The organism is Pseudomonas sp. AC532, assembly GCF_979258965.1.
Map to the genome: position 1 here is coordinate 633,902 of NZ_OZ409888.1, position 15,686 is coordinate 649,587.

Sequence of the window (15,686 nt, forward strand, 5' to 3'; positions counted from 1 at the left end):
TGCCTGTAACGTGAAAGTGCCTGAGTCGATTGCCTGCACCGATCCGTCTTCGACGCAGGCACCTGTTTGTTTGGTGAGTGAACGTGGCGCGCGTTTGGGGCGTCGGTGTCACGGCTTCGAATTCCTGCAGAGGGTTCTCCCGACTGAGCAATGTGCATGCCACAGTTCATGTAAAACCATTAAATGCCCGTCAATCAACGCATTTTTGTTCAACAATCAAATTGTAATGACATGACTATTTGCACCAAATTGTTACCCAAAACACCCTGAATGCTACTTATTGAAGCAACGTCTGCGCTGCTGTCTTGTTACCGCTGCCAACCTCCAGAGAAGACGCCAGGCTGCCTCAAGGATCAGCGACGCCTCCTCTCGCATCCCCTTTTCCAGTGGAAAACCATCGCGAGCCTGCTTGCCGAGGGCGAATTCGTACCGAGACAGCCGCTCAAGAAAAGGCTGTTGGCCTGCATTTTTGTACTGCCCTGAAAGGCACTGCGAGTGAGCTGGTGAGCTACTCAGGCATCAACCGAAACACAGCCCTCTAGGTCGACAGGTCGACTCTCTAGGGACAGCCGCTTTATCGGGCCGAGGTGCTCCTGCCATGCATAAGGGTGGGGCCATGGCTATCGGACAGGTGCGCGCGAAGCCAACGGTGGGGTCACGTGTGGGGCTGCCAGCCTGCTTTTTCGACACGCATCATCAATGCTTGCCGATAGGAAGCCTGATGATGCGCTATGGGAAGTATCCGCTGCGCTGCGACCGACTTGTGACTCTGTCCACCTGGCGGCATTGGTTGACAGCCAGCGTTTCAGCCGCTTAGCGGCGCCCCCACCGGCGGGCCAGACGCTGAGAGCAGATGGCGATGAAGGAAAGGAATGTCGTCGCGCACCACCGGCAACGGGATGCAGGAGCTGGCTATGCAGGGTGCCTAGGCAGCGGTAAATGGCGGCCGAGGGACCGGCCTGCCTCCTGACTGGAGGCAGGCCGCAACCACGGTGACGTGCATGCCTACGGCATGTCAGATCTTGAACCGGGAGACGACAGTACGCAGCTCCCCTGCCAACCGGGACAACTCCTCAGCGGTAAGCGCGTTTTCTCCGATACCTTCCAGCAACACGATGCTGCCGTTACGAATTTCGGTGATATTGCGGTTGATGTCTTCCGATACCGCGTGTTGTTGTACGGCAGCGCTGGCGATCTGGGTGTTCATGCCAACGATCAATTCGACTTCGTCATTGATAGCAGCCAGGCTTTGTGATGCTTGATCGGCTGACCGTACGCACTCCTGTGCCCTGTCCTTGCCTGTTTTCATCTGTTCCACGGCGGCCGACATGGCCAGTTGCAGCTCCTGAATGATGCGGCGGATTTCTTCGGTCGAACCCTGAGTACGCGACGCCAGCGTTCGAACCTCGTCGGCAACCACCGCGAAACCTCGTCCCTGCTCGCCAGCTCGCGCCGCTTCGATAGCCGCGTTCAAGGCCAACAGGTTGGTTTGATCAGCGATATTGCGGATGACTTCGATGACGCCGCCGATTTCCTGGCTGTGCACCGCGAGGGCCGAAACTTTCTGCGAGCTGAGCTCGACCTCGTTGGCCAGGGCCTCAATGGTTTCGCGAGTGTCCTGCATGACTGCAAGACCTTTGGTTGAAGCCTGGCTGGCTTGCCCGGCCGCACGCGCAGCTCCTTCGGTGTTTTGGGCTACATCCGCGACGCTTGCGGTCATTTCGTTGATCGCAGTGGCAACCTGCTCGGTTTCGCCCTGCTGAGCATTCATCGACTGCTTGGCGCGCTCGATGGATGCGCCCATGCGTAATGACGCTTCGGATACCGCGTGCGAGCTCTGCTCAACCTGCGCCAGAGAACCGCGAAAGGCTTGGACCATGTTATTGAAGCCAGTGCCGACATCCGCCATTTCGTCTTTGCCCTGCACCTGCACATGAGCGGTGAGATCACCCTGAGCGATCTGCCGCGTAGCCATCAGCACCTCATCGATGGCTTTACGCATGGAGCCATAGATGCCGCAAAAGACGTAAGCAAGCAGCAAGCCCATGAACGTGAACATACCCAAAATGAACAGCCGCTCGAACATACTGCTCTGGGCTCTTCGGTCCAGGGCGGCCAGCAACTCCTCCTGCAGTACATCCTGAGCCTTGTACAGATCGGCCACCACAGCGTTCCCCTTGGCCGCTAAACCTTGAGCGCCCGTCACGTTCTCGCCAGCAGAGCGAAACATCACCTCAAGGTCGCTGCGGAACGCGTCCAGAGACTGCATGGCACTGGTAATCGGCAACTGAATCCTGTCGGCAAGTGCTGGCTCCCTCCGACGCAGGAGATTCAGGCTTTGCTGGAGCTCCTGGCGAATTTGCCCTTCCTGCTTGAGCAACGCTCGCAGCGATGAACGCGTGCCACCAGCCATGGGCTGGCCGTCCCGCAAGCCGCTGGCCAAGCCTCGGAGCTGGCCTACCGCGTTGATCTGTCGCGGTAACCTCAGGGTGCTCTGGTCGATCATGAACAATGACGCGTAGTCTTCATCGAGCACCATTCCTGATGTCGCGCTGACGAGATAGATGAAATTCAGCGTTTTACCAACCTGCTCGTTCCAGGCATCGAAAAGTTCTGCCTGGTCGGCATCACCCTCTGCGCGATCGATCAGTTGTTGCGCATCGGCGCGCAGACGCTCAACGCGATCGCCGGTTTCGAGGGTCACGTTGAGCTGCCGATCCGTAGCTTGCAGTTTCGAGAAGGCCTCCTGCAGCTTTATCCGGTTGGCTGACAGGTCGGCTTGCGCTGTTTGATCGCCGCTGAGCAATCGATTGGTGAGCGCCCGCTCGAGCATCGACAAGCGAAGCACAGGCGTGACGTCCATCAGGTAGCGTTGGCCAACCTGCTCGGCGCGTATGCCCGCGATGCTGTTATTGATTTGCGTGAGGACCCGCAGGCCTAGCAGAGTCAAGGGAATCAGTACTATCACCGCCAGGAGTACGAATTTGGCCGGAAAGCGCAGCCGGCTGGTTATATGGATGGCAGGAGCAAGGATGTTCATAGGCATTCCACCTGACCTCATAGGGTCGGCTTGGGATATGGTGGTGAGAACAGGTCAGCTTCTCAGGGGAGTATCTAGCGCCCGCTCTGCGCGCCTTTTTGAACGCCAGCTCAGTGGCAGTATCAATAGGCCACTGCTATGGATTTGGGTGGATTGGAGCGTGCGAGGGAACGTTGCAACTCAAGGTTCATTTACCGACTGGGCGCACTGCCCTCATCGCAACGCATCTGTCGGCGACGTGAGGTGGCCAATGCAGGAGTGCGCAGTGAGTCGAACCGGCCATCGCCAAATCGGATACTTCCCTCTCTGTCGGCTGCAAGGTCAGAAACTTGATAAGCAGATCATCTTCGGCGTGAAGAACGCAACAGGAAATGCGCCGGTAGCCTCACGAATCACCCACCGCTGATAGGTGTAAAATCATGCGACACATAGCGGCTCAAGATCTGTTTACGAGCTTTTCTCAGGAAATGGCGTTGAGAGGCCGCCTGGTATCGGCCATCTGCCTCCCCGTCTGCCAGCCGGGGCTGGCTGTTTGACTCCGCGGCCTCGTCACACCAAGACGCAGCACCGATCTCACCCACGCTCGCCGGAGAGCCCCGTGCTGTCGTTCAACCAGGCCAGCAGCTTTTCCGGTGGCAATGGTTTGGCGAAGTAGTAGCCCTGCCCCTGCTGACAACCCCACCCGCGCAGCAGGTGATGGTGAAGCTCGGTTTCAATACCTTCTGCGACGACGGTCAGGCGCAGATCCCGCACCAGGCTGATCAGGCCACGGATGATATGCCACTCGCTATTACCCGGCTGGAGGTCGACCAGCAGCGAGCGATCCAGCTTCACGATGGTGGCCGGAATCTGCCGCAGATAAGCCCAGTTACTGTAGCCGCTTCCGAAATCATCAATCCCGATCGCCACTCCCAGGCTGCGAAACCGTTGCAGCTGCGCGCGCACGGCCTGAAAGTCCGTCACCAATACGCTTTCGGTAAATTCCAGCTCAATGTGCTGTGGCAGCACGTCGCACTCGCGCATAGCCTCGGCCAACTCGTCGAAAAGCCTGCCATCGGTCAAGTCCAACGCGGAGACGTTCAACGATGCCGTCATCTCCATACCCTGAGCGCGCCAGCTCGCCAACTGCTTGCAGACACCTCGCACCACCCAGCGGGTAATGTGACGAATAGAAGCAGTGGTTTCGGCAAGCGGAATGAACTCGGCGGGACTGATTTCACCTAGCGTCGGGTGCGTCCAGCGCAGCAGCGCCTCGACCGCAACACAGCGATTGCTGGCAAGATCCACGCGGGGTTGATAGACCAGCCTGAGCTGATCGGGAGCGATGAGCGCCGCTTCGATGGCGTTGAGCAGCGCGGTACTGCGGCGCAGGCTGGAATCGATTATCGGATCGTAATCCAGCCAGCGTCGTTCGCTTCGGCGTGCCGCATCGGTAATGCTCGACATCAGGCGCAAGATATCCGTTGGCACACCCGTGCTTTGGCCCAGCTGCAGCACGCTGACGCCGACATCGGGGAAGACCGGCACATCACCACTGTAAAGCGGGCGCCCGAAGGCCGCTACGATGTTGCCCAGCAGGCTAGGCAATACCGTCTCCGGCAAAGGCTGCAGGAGCGCCACGAAGCCCAGGGTGCTTGAGCGATACAGTTGCGCGCCCTTGGGCAGTACCTTCAGAAGCGCTTCCTTTACCGCCAACATGAAATTGGCGAAAAAGTCCCCGCCGAGGGCCTTGACCAGGCTGTCCATACCCACCGCGGAGAGCGGTTCAACCAGTATGGCGAGCCGCTCGTCCTGCTCGATGGTGTCGAGAAGATCCAGCTCGAAGCGCTGTCGGTTGGGCAAGCCGGTCATCGGGTCGAAGTAATGATTGCGATGAATCGACTCCAGCCGCGCCACCACCACCTTGGCCGCATCGCGCAGCAGGGTCTTGCCTCGTTCGTCCATCGGCGCGTGCGCCTGCTGATCGATAACGCAGAGCCTGCCCACACTGCGCCCAGGCGAAATCACCAGCGGCGCACCGGCGTAATACCTGATGAAGGGAGCACCGGTGACGAGGGCGTTGGTGGAGAAGCGTGGGTCGCTGAGCGGGTCGCATATCTCCAGCACCGCCCCGTCCTGAAGGTCGTGGGCACAAAAGGACATTTCCCTCGGCGTCCGTTCCGGTTCCATCCCGACGCGAGCCTTGAAAACCTGGTAATCGCGCTCGATGATGCTGACCAGCGAAGTGGGCACCCCGAAGTAGGTCGCAACCATGGCCACGACGCCGTTGAGTACTGGATCGGAGCCGCTCTCCAATTCCGATGTCAAGCGATCAACATCGACAAGGCGGGCCCGTTCTTCGTCGGGGGATATGAGATTGCAGGGGGTCATGTCGGCTACAATGGGTGATAGGGCTGATGGGTACAACGCGGTGCGTGTTTTCCTCGATGCGATTGAGCTTATCCATACTCCTCGCAGACGACAATCCAACCTGCCTATCGGTAAGTCACAGGCAAGTTATCGGCCCCTGGCATGCACCTCGCGTTCTTGAAGCCAGTGATTCACCTGCCTATATAGTTCCACTCATGGTATTCGGGGCGGTTAGCCGCGCGCGCTTAGCCCTGCAGCTATAGCGCATCCGAGATTCCGGATCTGGTTCCTGGAGCCAAATTTGATCAGTATTCTTTCCCGGAGCCTTGAGCTGGTTCGCCGCTTGGCCCGTTCTCGACCAGGCATGCCAGCTCGTTATATCGGCACCGTATTGGTCGTCGCATTGTGTGCCGCACTGCGTAATCAGCTGCCCTTTACGGCCCTGCCATACCTGTTCTTCATACCCGGCCTGATGTTCGTAGGCTTCTGCTTTGGCGTCGGCCCTTCCCTGCTTGGCTGTGTGTTGGCAGTGCTGGCGGCTCACTATTTCTTTATCGGCAATGTTGGCTTCGACGATGGCCTGACGGCCTGGATCAGTAGCGCGAGCTTCGCCCTGGTGACCTTTGGCATGGCGGTGGTCTGCGCGTTGTTCCGCAGAAGCTTGAACGCGCTCTCCCATATCAACGAGCGTCTCGAGCAGGAGGTCGAGCGACGGACACTCGAACGGGACGGCATCTGGAACGTGTCGCCCGACCTGATCTGCACCTTGTCTGAAGGCGGCGAGGTTCTCGCGATGAATCCAGCCTGGCAAACCGCAACGGGGCACACCGGCCAGGCGTTGAAGGATGGCGTTTTTTTCAGTTTCATTTCCCCTTCGCAACTCTCCGATGCACTGCGCAGCCTGGATGAAGGCCTGATCGCCGAGCTTGATACTCAGGGCGCGCGCAGCACCGGAAAGGCGCTGCACCTGAACTGGCGAATCGCTCGCAGGCAGGGGCAGTATTTCGCCGTGGCGCGCGACATAACGCCGCACAAGGAACGCCAGCAAGCGCTCGAGCAGGTCAAGTCGCAACTGCAGCAAAGTCAGAAAATGGAAGCGGTGGGCCAGTTGACCGGCGGGTTGGCCCATGACTTCAACAACCTGCTCACCGTCATCACCAGCAGCCTGGACATGCTCGAACAACGCATTGTTCAAGGCAGGCACGGGGACTTGCAGCGCTACGTTGGGCTGGCCCGTAATGCTTCCAGCCGCGCCGCATCTCTCACGCATCGTCTCCTTGCCTACGCGCGGCGCCAGATCCTGGCAAGCACGCCGGTCGATCCCGCCCTGCTGGTTCAGGACATGCGCGAATTGATCAGTCGCTCGCTCACGCCGCGTATAGAACTGGATGTGGTGGCGCCAGAACTAGGGTTTCTATGCTTTTGCGATGCGCACCAACTGGAAAATGCGGTACTGAATCTGTGCATCAATGCGCGTGACGCCATGCCCCAAGGCGGCCGACTGCTGATTGAAATCAGCCAGACCCGCATTGACTCGACACAAGCCCGCGCAACGCTGGCCGCGGGCGACTATGCGCTACTGCGGGTGACGGATACGGGCGTCGGCATGCCGCCGAGCGTCGTCGAGCGCGCATTCGATCCGTTCTTCACCACGAAACCTCTGGGCGCTGGCACCGGCCTGGGGTTGTCGATGGTCTATGGTTTTGCCCAGCAATCATCCGGCGATGTGCAAATCGAGTCGGTAGTCGGAAAAGGCACTTCGGTGAACCTGTTCCTGCCAGTCCACCACGGCGCGCTCACGGCCGCTGAGCTCATCGTGCATTCGGCAGCGGAAGACACGCCGCTCACCCAGTACGCGTCGATACTGGTCGTCGATGACGAGAGCGCCATTCGCGACCTCGTTGGAGAAGCGCTGGAAGAAGCCGGCTATCGAATCATCAAGGCCGGGACTTCAGCGCAGGCGCTAGACGCGCTGGAACAAGAGCCAGACGTAGGGCTGCTGATCACGGACATCGGTCTGCCCGGCGGCATGAGCGGTGATGAACTGGCGGTGGCTGCGCTGGATGCTCGGCCTACGCTCAAGGTCTTGTTCATCTCCGGTTTCGCCGAAAATGCCGTGCCGGCGATCGCACTGAAAGGCGGACAAACCGAACTGCTGCTCAAACCCTTCACCGTTAAACAACTCATGGCGATGGTGAAGCAACTGCTCGCTCAGGGCTGAGCCTTGCGCTCAGAATCATGTGAAAAAACGAACGTTTGCAAAGCGCTCGGATGGCCTGCTGAGTCGCTTGAGTTGCTCCTCCCCCTCGGCCGACAGTCCCTCGCGAGCGGCAGCTATCGGTCGGGATACACAGCCAGTTTTAATGTGGCCAGGCAGGCGGCTCGGTTCGCGCACACCGCTCTCAAACTCATCGCCAGGCGGGCATGGTCAGCGAAATAGGCATACGTACCGCCATACCCCCCTGCACCGACTGGCGGCCTATTCGCTTGCAAAGAGAACGATACGCGCAGAGGAAGGAGGGATAAATCCGCTGACCAGTCATGGCTGCTAGTCAGCTAATACCAACTGGCGCCCGCGCTAACGCTTTTGCTCTTGAAACAACGCACTTACCCACTCCACGAATACCCGCACATTGGGCGAGAGATGGCGGCGGTCTGGAAACAGCACGGAAACGCTCTTCGGCTCGACTGGAACATCCGGCAAAACCTCCACCAGACGTCCACTGTCGATGTATCGCTGCAACGCGGGGCGCAGGCCCTGCACCATCCCGATCCCCGCCAAGGCGCAGTAAAGCAAGGCCTCGGCATTGTCGACGACGATGCCGCTGCGCATCTTCAGATTGATAGCTTTACCGTTGGCCCTGAAGCGCCAGGGCATGATCTGGCGGCGCTGCTCAACCATGAAATTGACTGCCAGGTGCGCCTGCAAATCATCCAGCGTGCCTGGTAAACCATGTTTCTTCACGTAGGCGGGAGCCGCGCAGGTCACCAAAGCAACCTCGCCGATACGTTTGGCGACCAGGCTTGAATCATCCAGGTCACCAAGCCGCACGGAACAATCGATGCCGCCCGCGACAAGGTCGTTCAGGTTGTCGGAGGCTCCCAGAGATATTTCCAGGCCAGGGTAGCGCTCCATGAACTCCGGCAGCCGGGGGATGATCACCGCGTGACCGAGTACGGTCTGCATGTCGATCCTGAGCTTGCCTCGTGGCGGACGAGTCGGCGAAAACACTTCCAGTGTTTCCGCTAGCTCTGCGAGTAATTTCAGGCTGCGGTCATAGAATTCGTCGCCAGCGGGTGTGGTGTTCACTCTGCGCGTGGTGCGGTGTAGCAGCTGCACACCCAACTCCTGCTCAAGATTCTGGATGAGCTTGGAGAGTGCCGGACGATGCACATTGAGCGCCTCGGCCGCTTTGGTGTAGCTGCCCTGCTCAACCACTGCCACGAACATTTGCATGGCTTCAATCAGGTTCATCGCCATCCCTCCAATTAACTGTGCATAGGGCCAGACGTACTCTGCACTGAGGACGATAGCGAAGCCAGGCTGCCTCTCTCAGCACCCAAACAAAGTAAGCCACCCCAGCAAGGGAGCAAACAGCGATTGCCTGCGGCAGCCAGGCTGACTGCCGCAGTATGTGACTCAGTCAACCACCACGACGATCTTGCCGATCTGCGCATTCGACTCCATTCGGCGGTGTGCTGCCGCGATGTCGGTGAGCGGGAAGACCTGATCGATGACGGGCTTGAGTTGACCGCCTGCCAAGCCTTTGGCAACGAAAGCCTTGGCATTGGCCAGCTTTTGCATATCCATGGTGATTTCGAACAGCTCGTAGCCGCGCACGGTCAGATGCTTGCCAAGAATATCGAAGACCGGAACCGGAATATCGCGATGATCCAGCGCGCCGTACTGGAAGAAGATCCCGTTGTCGGCCATGGATTTGATCAGCTTGGTTGCCTCGGGGCCACCAACGGGGTCGAAAACAAGACGCGCACCTTTGCCCCCGGTGATCGCTGCCACCTCGGCAATCAGATCCTCTTCCTGAGTGGCGATGACATGTTTGGCACCCGCATCCAGCAACGCCTGACGCTTGGCACTTGTGCGGGTAAGCGCTACCGGGATGGCGCCCTGCATGTTGGCAATCTGGATCGCTGCCAGCCCGACACTGCTCGACGCAGCCGGGATGAGCACGGTTTCACCAGCCTGGAGATTTCCGTACTCCACCAGGGCGCCATACGCCGTCACGAACATCATCCAGCTGCCCGCCGCCTCCACGAAGCTGAGGTTGGACGGATGCTTGACGACAGCATGCGCAGGCGCATTGACCACCTCACCATACATTCCGTAATCAGCGAAGGAGAACGCCGGCACGACGCTGACTATGTCACCGGGGACGACATCGCTGACGTCACTGCCAACCGCGCGAACAATTCCGGCCGCTTCATAGCCCAGCTTCGCCGGGAACTGGGGATCGATCACGTACTGCCCAGTGCGGTACATGATTTCAGCACGGTTGAGGCCAATGGCTTTGACTTCGATCTGAACCTCACCGCTTTTCGGCGCCGGTACTGCGACTTCATCGAGCGTCAGAACATCAGCGCCACCGGTACGGTGAAAGTGAACAACCTTGGACATGGCACACCTCATCAAGAGCAAGAGATAACGGCTACTTCTGAAAAGCTATGCCAATCCTACTGGCCCTCTCGCCAGGGAAAGAGCGCTGATCGGGTCATGGATTGGTACTCAAAAAGAACCAATCCATGACGGGCAGGCAAATTAAAGGGCCACGGAAATACCATGGCCTTCTTCGGGCCTGTTCAACGCTCAGAGTTGACGGGGTTTCGGTACTCGACAGGCACCCAGCTGTAGCCCTTTTCTTGTTTACGCAGATGCCCAATCCCCGGAAAGGGCAAGTGAGCCGCTGCCACCAACCAGCGCCCCCTGACAGCCTCAGCGAACAGCCGTGTGCGAGACGCAACGGCGGCTTTGGGATCGACGTCCACCGCGCTGGTGACCTTCGGATGCGGCAATTGCACAGCATGCACATGCACGATGTCGCCCAAAGCAGCATCTTTCGTCTGCCGACTTGAGCAGATAAGACGTGTGGCCCCGGGGGGTGACCATTTGACGGCGCGACCTGAATTCCCGAGGCGATGGAGCCACAGTCATGAAAGGTTTTGAATTTGCCTGCATCTGAATCCAGCAGCTCAGCGAAGAAGAACGCAGTGTGCAGGCCAGCGCCGAGCAGTCTCCGCCGACAAGCTGGCGCCGCGGGTGCTCGAAGCCTTCCGCCACGACAGACCGATCCGGCGATCTTCCGCGAGATGGGCGACACCGGTCTGCTCCGTGCGACCATCCCCGAAGCCTACGGTGGCAGTGGCCTCAACTATGTGTGCTACGGACGGACTGCCCGCGAAATGGAGCGTATCGATTTCGGCTATCGGTTGATGATGAGCGTGCAATCGTCGCTGCTGACGGTGCCGATCTTCGACTTCGGCAATGAGGCCAAACAACTACTCATGCTTTCGAGGTCTGCCGAAGGTTCACCGGGGCGCTGCATGCACCGGTGAATTCAATTGCCGTATTCGGTCCCTACCCCTGGAGTGCTCGCAAGAACAGCGAGCTCGGTGTCTTAATTGCTCCGGCAGTCGCAGACTCCAAAACAGGAACTGCCAGTGCAAATCACAGCCACCATCATCCTCGGCGTCGAGCCTGACGATATTTCACTGTCGATCGCTCGTTGAAGCCACAACCACCTCGGGTATCAGGTTGCAAAGGTGGTGTGTCGGTCATCTTCGCCAGGAGGAAATGGCGCGCCCTCGATGTGATGAACCGTCGGTTCTTCCGAAAGATACGTTTCTATGCCCAACATGAATATCCGATGGTCTTCACTCGCTTCGAAGCCCGGCGTGTGATCTTCGAGTGACCGCCACCGTACTATCAGGTTGAAGTGCTCGGGCGTTTCGATCCCTTGGGCGAGCATGTGTCCGCCGTATCCCGTGGCGCGCTGGAGCAAAGGAGCAACGTCAGCAAAGGCACGTTTGAACTGATCAACTTGTTCTTTGCGAACGGGCAGCAGAGCGATTTCATAAATCATGGAGCCTCCCAGAAAAGGACTGAATCGGTTGAGATAAGGTTACGGGAGGAGCGATGGCTCGATGGCTATCGCAATTTTTCCCTGAAGACCGTTGTTGGGGCTCTCTAGTCGCGCATGTGCGAGCGCGAGGTCAGCGAGCGAGTACACCGCGCCGACGTGTGGCCGCAGCTGGCCGCGCTCGATCAATGCGCTCAACTCATCGAGCTTGCCGCGGTTCTGGCGGGTGAAGACGAAGTGATAGCTGGCGTTCTTGCCCCAGGCCTGGACGAGGTTCTGCGGCTTTGCAATGTCCACAATCGAGACCACTCGACCCAGTTGTGCGAGCGCGTCTGGGCTGCGCGTCAGGGTATCGCCGCCGATGGTGTCGAATACCACATCGACTCCGCGGCCACCGGTTTCCCGCAGGACGGCATCGACGTAATCCTCTTTTGTGTAGTCGATGAGTACGTCGGCACCCAGCCGTTGTGCGAACTCAAAATTTTCTTCGCGTACGGTGGTGAACACTTTAGCGCCAATGGCTTTTGCCAACTGGATCGCTATATGACCGACGCCTCCCGCGCCGCCGTGTATGAGAATGCTTTCCCCTACCCTGAGCGCCGCACGCACGACCAGTGCTTCCCAGGCTGTACCGCCAACCAGGGTCAGGCTGGCCGCCTCGAGATGGCTCAGCGTCGCCGGCTTCTTTCCGATAATGCTTTCGGCGGCAACGTGGTACTCGGCGTAGCTGCCTGGGCCATCGAAAATTTGCGGGGTGTACCAGACCTCATCTCCGCGGGCGAAGGCAGTCACTCCAGGCCCGACGTCTTCGACCACACCAGACACGTCGTGCCCGGTGATGGTCGGTAGTGACACCAGGTCGGCATAGTCGCCACGGCGGACTTGAAAATCCAATGGATTGATAGAGGTTGCATGGACACGGACCAGCACCTGTCCCGCTTGCGGCACCGGCTTGGGCACCTCGCGCAGTTCGAATGATTCCGGGCCGCCGAATGAGGTAAGGATCATCGCTTTCATGGTAACTCCTCGCTTCTATAAAGTCAGATATCTAGGTTTCTCGATGTATTGAATTGCAGTTTATGGCTATTTCTGTGGGCTCAGAACATAGGAGTCCTCGCTTAGTAAATTCAAATATCGTGATTTCTAGATATTAAGAGGTAAATAACTAGAGCTCTTTACCTATCAACTCGGCAAGCGCACGGATGCTTTCTTCATTGCGCTTGTAGTAGGTCCACTGGCCGATACGCCTGACTTTGACCAGGCCGGCGCGTTGCAGCGTCGCCAGATATCCAGACACCGTTGACTGTGACAGCCCGATACCTTCTTGAATGCTACTGACGCAAACCCCGACCGTGTGAACATCACCTTCATCCTGTGGAGGGAAGTTCTTCGCAGGATCCTTCAAGCCCCTCAGTATCTGAAGGCGGACCGGGTTTGAGAGCGCTTTGAATACGTTGATCAATTCCATGGCTCGATAATATCGAGATTATTCGATATGTCAATCCGCAAATCATCCGCTCGTCCGACAGGTGTTCCGAGGTGCTACGCCGTCGAGACAGCCTGTAGCCCGTCGCCTTCCCTGCACTGATGGCAGCGCTTAGGAACGGACGTGAGGTTTTCAAGCGTCACCAATGTGGCAACCCCGCGTGATTTGAGGGTGCGGAGCAGCGAAGGAGAAAAAGCCGCACTGTTTGATTGCGCAGCCGATGATGACGTGACCATGCATGCTCACAGCGTCGCTCGCAGCGAGCAAGTTCAAGCAGACATCGCCCTCTTTGAACACCATGAAATTGCAGGCACAACCTCCATCGAATCAAAGTACTCACACCTCGATTCAGGGTTCAGATCACTTTCGGTACTCACTGATACTGGCTCTCTAAAATCAAGAAAGTGTTGAAGTCCACTTAGCGGTCTGGGTGAAACATCGACAGGTCTGGAGGTCGCAGGCTGCTCGTCATTTGCCGTGAACTTCACTTCGCTTGTTTTCGTCACTCCCTTTGAAACCAACGCGCTTTGGCAAGCTGAGTCGTGTGTCTGGCGCTTCCACAAAAGGGGAAGAAGATGAGCATATCTGGACAACCTCCACAGGGCGTTGGCTCCCCCACGCCCAGTCAGCCCAATCACCAAACCTCTCACAACCTCGCCGATGCGGCGAGTGCAACGATGGAGGAAGCCAAGCAGCAGAGTGCGGAGCATTACGAGCATCTGCGCGAGCGCGCCACCGATCAAATCGATTCGCTAGCCGAGGGTGCGCAGTCGGCAGCCACTGCGCTCGAAGGAAAAGACTCCCTCGGAATTTCTCATTATCTGGAGCAATTGGCCACTGGCATGAGTTCCTTTGCCGATCGGGTACGGGATAAGAGCGCTGAAGACTTGTTGCATGAGGGCGCGCTGTTAGCGCGGAACAATCCGGCCTTGTTCCTTGCCGGCAGCGTCGCCATCGGCTTCGGTCTTTCACGCTTTCTCCGTGCCAGCGCCAATCATGCCGACGCGACCGCGTCGATATCATCGACAGAGGCAGGCGGTGGCTCATCGTTGAGTACACCTGAACCACAAACGAATAGCGAAACGCCTACGTCCACCTCTGCCCCGACTTCGTTTGCTGGCAGTACAAGCGGCGGCACTTTTGATGCCCCCCTCTGCGCAAGCAACCTGCGAGGTGACGAGCCATGAGCAAGAACACTATGGGCAACACACCGGCAAACGGGGAAGCGGAAACTCATGAGAGTGCATCGATCAGTGCATTGCTAAGGCAGCTGACCCGTGAAGTGCCGGAGCTTTTCAGCAAAGAAGTAGCCCTGGCCAAGGCTGAGCTGCAACAAAGCCTGGCGACCCTTCAAGCTGGAATCGCCGCCGTCGCAGGGGGCGCCGTTGTACTGCTTGCAGGCTTGGTCATCCTTCTGATGGCTGCTGTGTATGGGCTGGGCACCGTGATGCAGTTATGGCTGGCAGCGCTGATTGTCGGCGGTATCACTTTACTCATCGGCGTGGTGATGGTGAAGACAGGTAAAAAACAGTTCGAGCCCGCGCACTTCACTCCTGACAGAACGCTCAACGCCGTCAAACAGGATAACGAAGCCTTGAAGAGGAAAGTGTCATGAGCACCTCATTTGAAAAAGAGTCGGGTAAAAGCCCCGAGATGCTTGAGCAAGAAATCAATGCCAAGCGGGAGAGCATCGGCAACATTGTCGATTCCCTGGAGAACCGCCTCAGCCCCGGACAATTGTTTGATCAAGCGTTGGCGTACACCAAGGGTAATGGAGGTCAGTTTGTTCAGAACCTTGGTACCGCGTTGAAGAATAATCCAATACCTACCGCGCTAACGGGTATTGGGTTGGCATGGCTGGCTATGAACCAAAACAAGCCATTCAATCCTGGCACCCCCTCCTCGGGCCCCGGCCTAGGGGAAAAGATTGGCAACGCGCTCAACCAGGTGACGAGTGCTTATTCGCATGCCGGTGACAAACTCCATAGTGCCGTGGACTCGGCCAAAGCCAAGGGCCAACGTGTGGTGGGCGGAGCTAGCAACCTAGCCGACCGGGCTACCCACTCGCTCGATGCCTCTTCAAGCACGCTCAGCGACACAGCTCATAACGCCAGCAGCCAGCTAAATGCTCAAGCAAGCCAGGTCAAGGCGCAGCTCAGCCACACGATGAAGGAGCAGCCATTGGTATTGGCAGCCATCGGCATTGCGCTTGGTGCAGCTGTTGGTGCGGCACTCCCGTCGAGTAGAAGCGAAGATAAACTCTTCGGCAAAACCCGTGATGAGGCCGTTTCCAAGGCAAAGTCCATGGGCGCAGAGGCTTACTCATCGGTGAAGGGGAATGTTCAACAACCCCGCGACAGAGCGGAGACCGAGCGAGGCGCTAAAACCCCAGAAGCCAACCCGGAGAGTGCCGATCTATCGCAAGGGTTGGGCATCCAGTCCTGACTCGATGAGCCATCGCGCCCCTCAAGGGCGCGATGGCGTCGTTGACGATCAAAGCGTCGCCACGCGCTTGTCCGATTGTCCTCGCCTCGGCAGGGGTATGGGAGTCGTTCGAGCACCTGATGAGTAACGGCCCAGGCAACTGCAGCATCGCATCGGGCGTGATCGGTGGGACAGTTACGGCAAGCTGCTTTAGGCTCGTTGATGAAGGCCTTCGCATTTTCGATGGGTGAATATTCGTGGACGAGGTACCTCAATTGATCGAGCCGAAGAATTG

The 15,686-nt window shown here is 58.2% G+C and carries 12 protein-coding genes and 2 pseudogenes; 5 read left to right on the forward strand and 9 right to left on the reverse strand.

What is annotated here, in order from left to right:
• Positions 1-1,015: 1,015 nt before the first annotated feature.
• From ACZ0AV_RS03030 to ACZ0AV_RS03040, 3 genes and pseudogenes are all read right to left on the reverse strand, one after another.
• The gene (locus tag ACZ0AV_RS03030; RefSeq protein ID WP_499153277.1) at positions 1,016-1,879 is read right to left on the reverse strand and encodes a methyl-accepting chemotaxis protein; all 864 of its coding nucleotides are present in this window, start codon (positions 1,877-1,879) and stop codon (positions 1,016-1,018) included.
• Positions 1,877-3,061, reverse strand: a pseudogene (locus ACZ0AV_RS03035) (HAMP domain-containing protein); the annotation flags it as partial. The gene ACZ0AV_RS03030 and the pseudogene ACZ0AV_RS03035, both read right to left, overlap by 3 nt.
• 552 nt (positions 3,062-3,613) lie before the next feature.
• Entirely contained in the window at positions 3,614-5,410 is a 1,797-nt protein-coding gene (locus tag ACZ0AV_RS03040) for a sensor domain-containing phosphodiesterase (protein ID WP_499149669.1), read from the reverse strand.
• A gap of 280 nt (positions 5,411-5,690) precedes the next feature.
• On the opposite strand from ACZ0AV_RS03040, the gene ACZ0AV_RS03045 reads away from it, so the two are divergent.
• Positions 5,691-7,610 carry an ATP-binding protein gene (locus ACZ0AV_RS03045; protein ID WP_499149670.1) on the forward strand — a complete coding sequence of 640 codons (1,920 nt, stop codon included), beginning with the start codon at positions 5,691-5,693 and terminating at the stop codon, positions 7,608-7,610.
• A 357-nt stretch (positions 7,611-7,967) separates the two neighbouring features.
• Here the strand turns inward: ACZ0AV_RS03045 and ACZ0AV_RS03050 are convergent, their stop codons facing one another.
• The 3 genes from ACZ0AV_RS03050 to ACZ0AV_RS03060 form a co-directional block, all read right to left on the reverse strand.
• Positions 7,968-8,864, reverse strand: coding sequence for a LysR family transcriptional regulator (locus ACZ0AV_RS03050; protein WP_499149671.1), 897 nt, complete (start codon positions 8,862-8,864; stop codon positions 7,968-7,970).
• Positions 8,865-9,029: 165 nt separating this feature from the next.
• Positions 9,030-10,022 (reverse strand): zinc-dependent alcohol dehydrogenase family protein, encoded by a 993-nt coding sequence (locus tag ACZ0AV_RS03055; protein WP_499149672.1) that lies wholly within the window; start codon positions 10,020-10,022, stop codon positions 9,030-9,032.
• A 182-nt stretch (positions 10,023-10,204) separates the two neighbouring features.
• On the reverse strand, positions 10,205-10,450 hold the full coding sequence (locus tag ACZ0AV_RS03060) for a hypothetical protein (protein ID WP_499149673.1): 246 nt from the start codon (positions 10,448-10,450) through the stop codon (positions 10,205-10,207).
• 134 nt (positions 10,451-10,584) lie between these two features.
• Between ACZ0AV_RS03060 and ACZ0AV_RS03065 the strand changes: the two are divergent.
• Positions 10,585-10,930: pseudogene (locus ACZ0AV_RS03065) on the forward strand (acyl-CoA dehydrogenase family protein); the annotation flags it as partial.
• A 221-nt stretch (positions 10,931-11,151) separates the two neighbouring features.
• Here the strand turns inward: ACZ0AV_RS03065 and ACZ0AV_RS03070 are convergent.
• The 3 genes from ACZ0AV_RS03070 to ACZ0AV_RS03080 all read right to left on the reverse strand — a co-directional run bounded on the left by ACZ0AV_RS03070 (position 11,152) and on the right by ACZ0AV_RS03080 (position 12,949).
• Positions 11,152-11,484 carry an antibiotic biosynthesis monooxygenase family protein gene (locus ACZ0AV_RS03070; protein WP_499149674.1) on the reverse strand — a complete coding sequence of 111 codons (333 nt, stop codon included), beginning with the start codon at positions 11,482-11,484 and terminating at the stop codon, positions 11,152-11,154.
• A gap of 39 nt (positions 11,485-11,523) precedes the next feature.
• Positions 11,524-12,498 (reverse strand): zinc-dependent alcohol dehydrogenase family protein, encoded by a 975-nt coding sequence (locus ACZ0AV_RS03075; protein WP_499149675.1) that lies wholly within the window; start codon positions 12,496-12,498, stop codon positions 11,524-11,526.
• Positions 12,499-12,646: 148 nt separating this feature from the next.
• Positions 12,647-12,949 carry an ArsR/SmtB family transcription factor gene (locus ACZ0AV_RS03080; RefSeq protein ID WP_499149676.1) on the reverse strand — a complete coding sequence of 101 codons (303 nt, stop codon included), beginning with the start codon at positions 12,947-12,949 and terminating at the stop codon, positions 12,647-12,649.
• Positions 12,950-13,644: 695 nt separating this feature from the next.
• Here ACZ0AV_RS03080 and ACZ0AV_RS03085 point away from each other — a divergent pair.
• The 3 genes from ACZ0AV_RS03085 to ACZ0AV_RS03095 are packed head-to-tail and all read left to right on the forward strand — an operon-like array spanning position 13,645 to position 15,412.
• Positions 13,645-14,154 (forward strand): hypothetical protein, encoded by a 510-nt coding sequence (locus tag ACZ0AV_RS03085; protein ID WP_499149677.1) that lies wholly within the window; start codon positions 13,645-13,647, stop codon positions 14,152-14,154.
• Positions 14,155-14,165: 11 nt separating this feature from the next.
• Entirely contained in the window at positions 14,166-14,582 is a 417-nt protein-coding gene (locus tag ACZ0AV_RS03090; RefSeq protein WP_499153278.1) for a phage holin family protein, read from the forward strand.
• A complete protein-coding gene (locus ACZ0AV_RS03095; protein WP_499149678.1) occupies positions 14,579-15,412 on the forward strand; it encodes a DUF3618 domain-containing protein in 834 nt (277 codons plus the stop codon). Before ACZ0AV_RS03090 ends, ACZ0AV_RS03095 begins: the two co-directional genes overlap by 4 nt.
• The last annotated feature ends 274 nt before the right edge of the window (positions 15,413-15,686 follow it).

Coding starts and splice junctions, on each gene's coding strand:
- ACZ0AV_RS03030 (WP_499153277.1), bottom strand. CDS start 1,879: ATGGTCCAAGCCTTTCGCGGTTCTCTGGCGCAGGTTGAGCAGAGCTCG.
- ACZ0AV_RS03040 (WP_499149669.1), bottom strand. CDS start 5,410: ATGACCCCCTGCAATCTCATATCCCCCGACGAAGAACGGGCCCGCCTT.
- ACZ0AV_RS03050 (WP_499149671.1), bottom strand. CDS start 8,864: ATGAACCTGATTGAAGCCATGCAAATGTTCGTGGCAGTGGTTGAGCAG.
- ACZ0AV_RS03055 (WP_499149672.1), bottom strand. CDS start 10,022: ATGTCCAAGGTTGTTCACTTTCACCGTACCGGTGGCGCTGATGTTCTG.
- ACZ0AV_RS03070 (WP_499149674.1), bottom strand. CDS start 11,484: ATGATTTATGAAATCGCTCTGCTGCCCGTTCGCAAAGAACAAGTTGAT.
- ACZ0AV_RS03075 (WP_499149675.1), bottom strand. CDS start 12,498: ATGAAAGCGATGATCCTTACCTCATTCGGCGGCCCGGAATCATTCGAA.
- ACZ0AV_RS03080 (WP_499149676.1), bottom strand. CDS start 12,949: ATGGAATTGATCAACGTATTCAAAGCGCTCTCAAACCCGGTCCGCCTT.
- ACZ0AV_RS03085 (WP_499149677.1), top strand. CDS start 13,645: ATGGAGGAAGCCAAGCAGCAGAGTGCGGAGCATTACGAGCATCTGCGC.
- ACZ0AV_RS03090 (WP_499153278.1), top strand. CDS start 14,166: ATGGGCAACACACCGGCAAACGGGGAAGCGGAAACTCATGAGAGTGCA.
- ACZ0AV_RS03095 (WP_499149678.1), top strand. CDS start 14,579: ATGAGCACCTCATTTGAAAAAGAGTCGGGTAAAAGCCCCGAGATGCTT.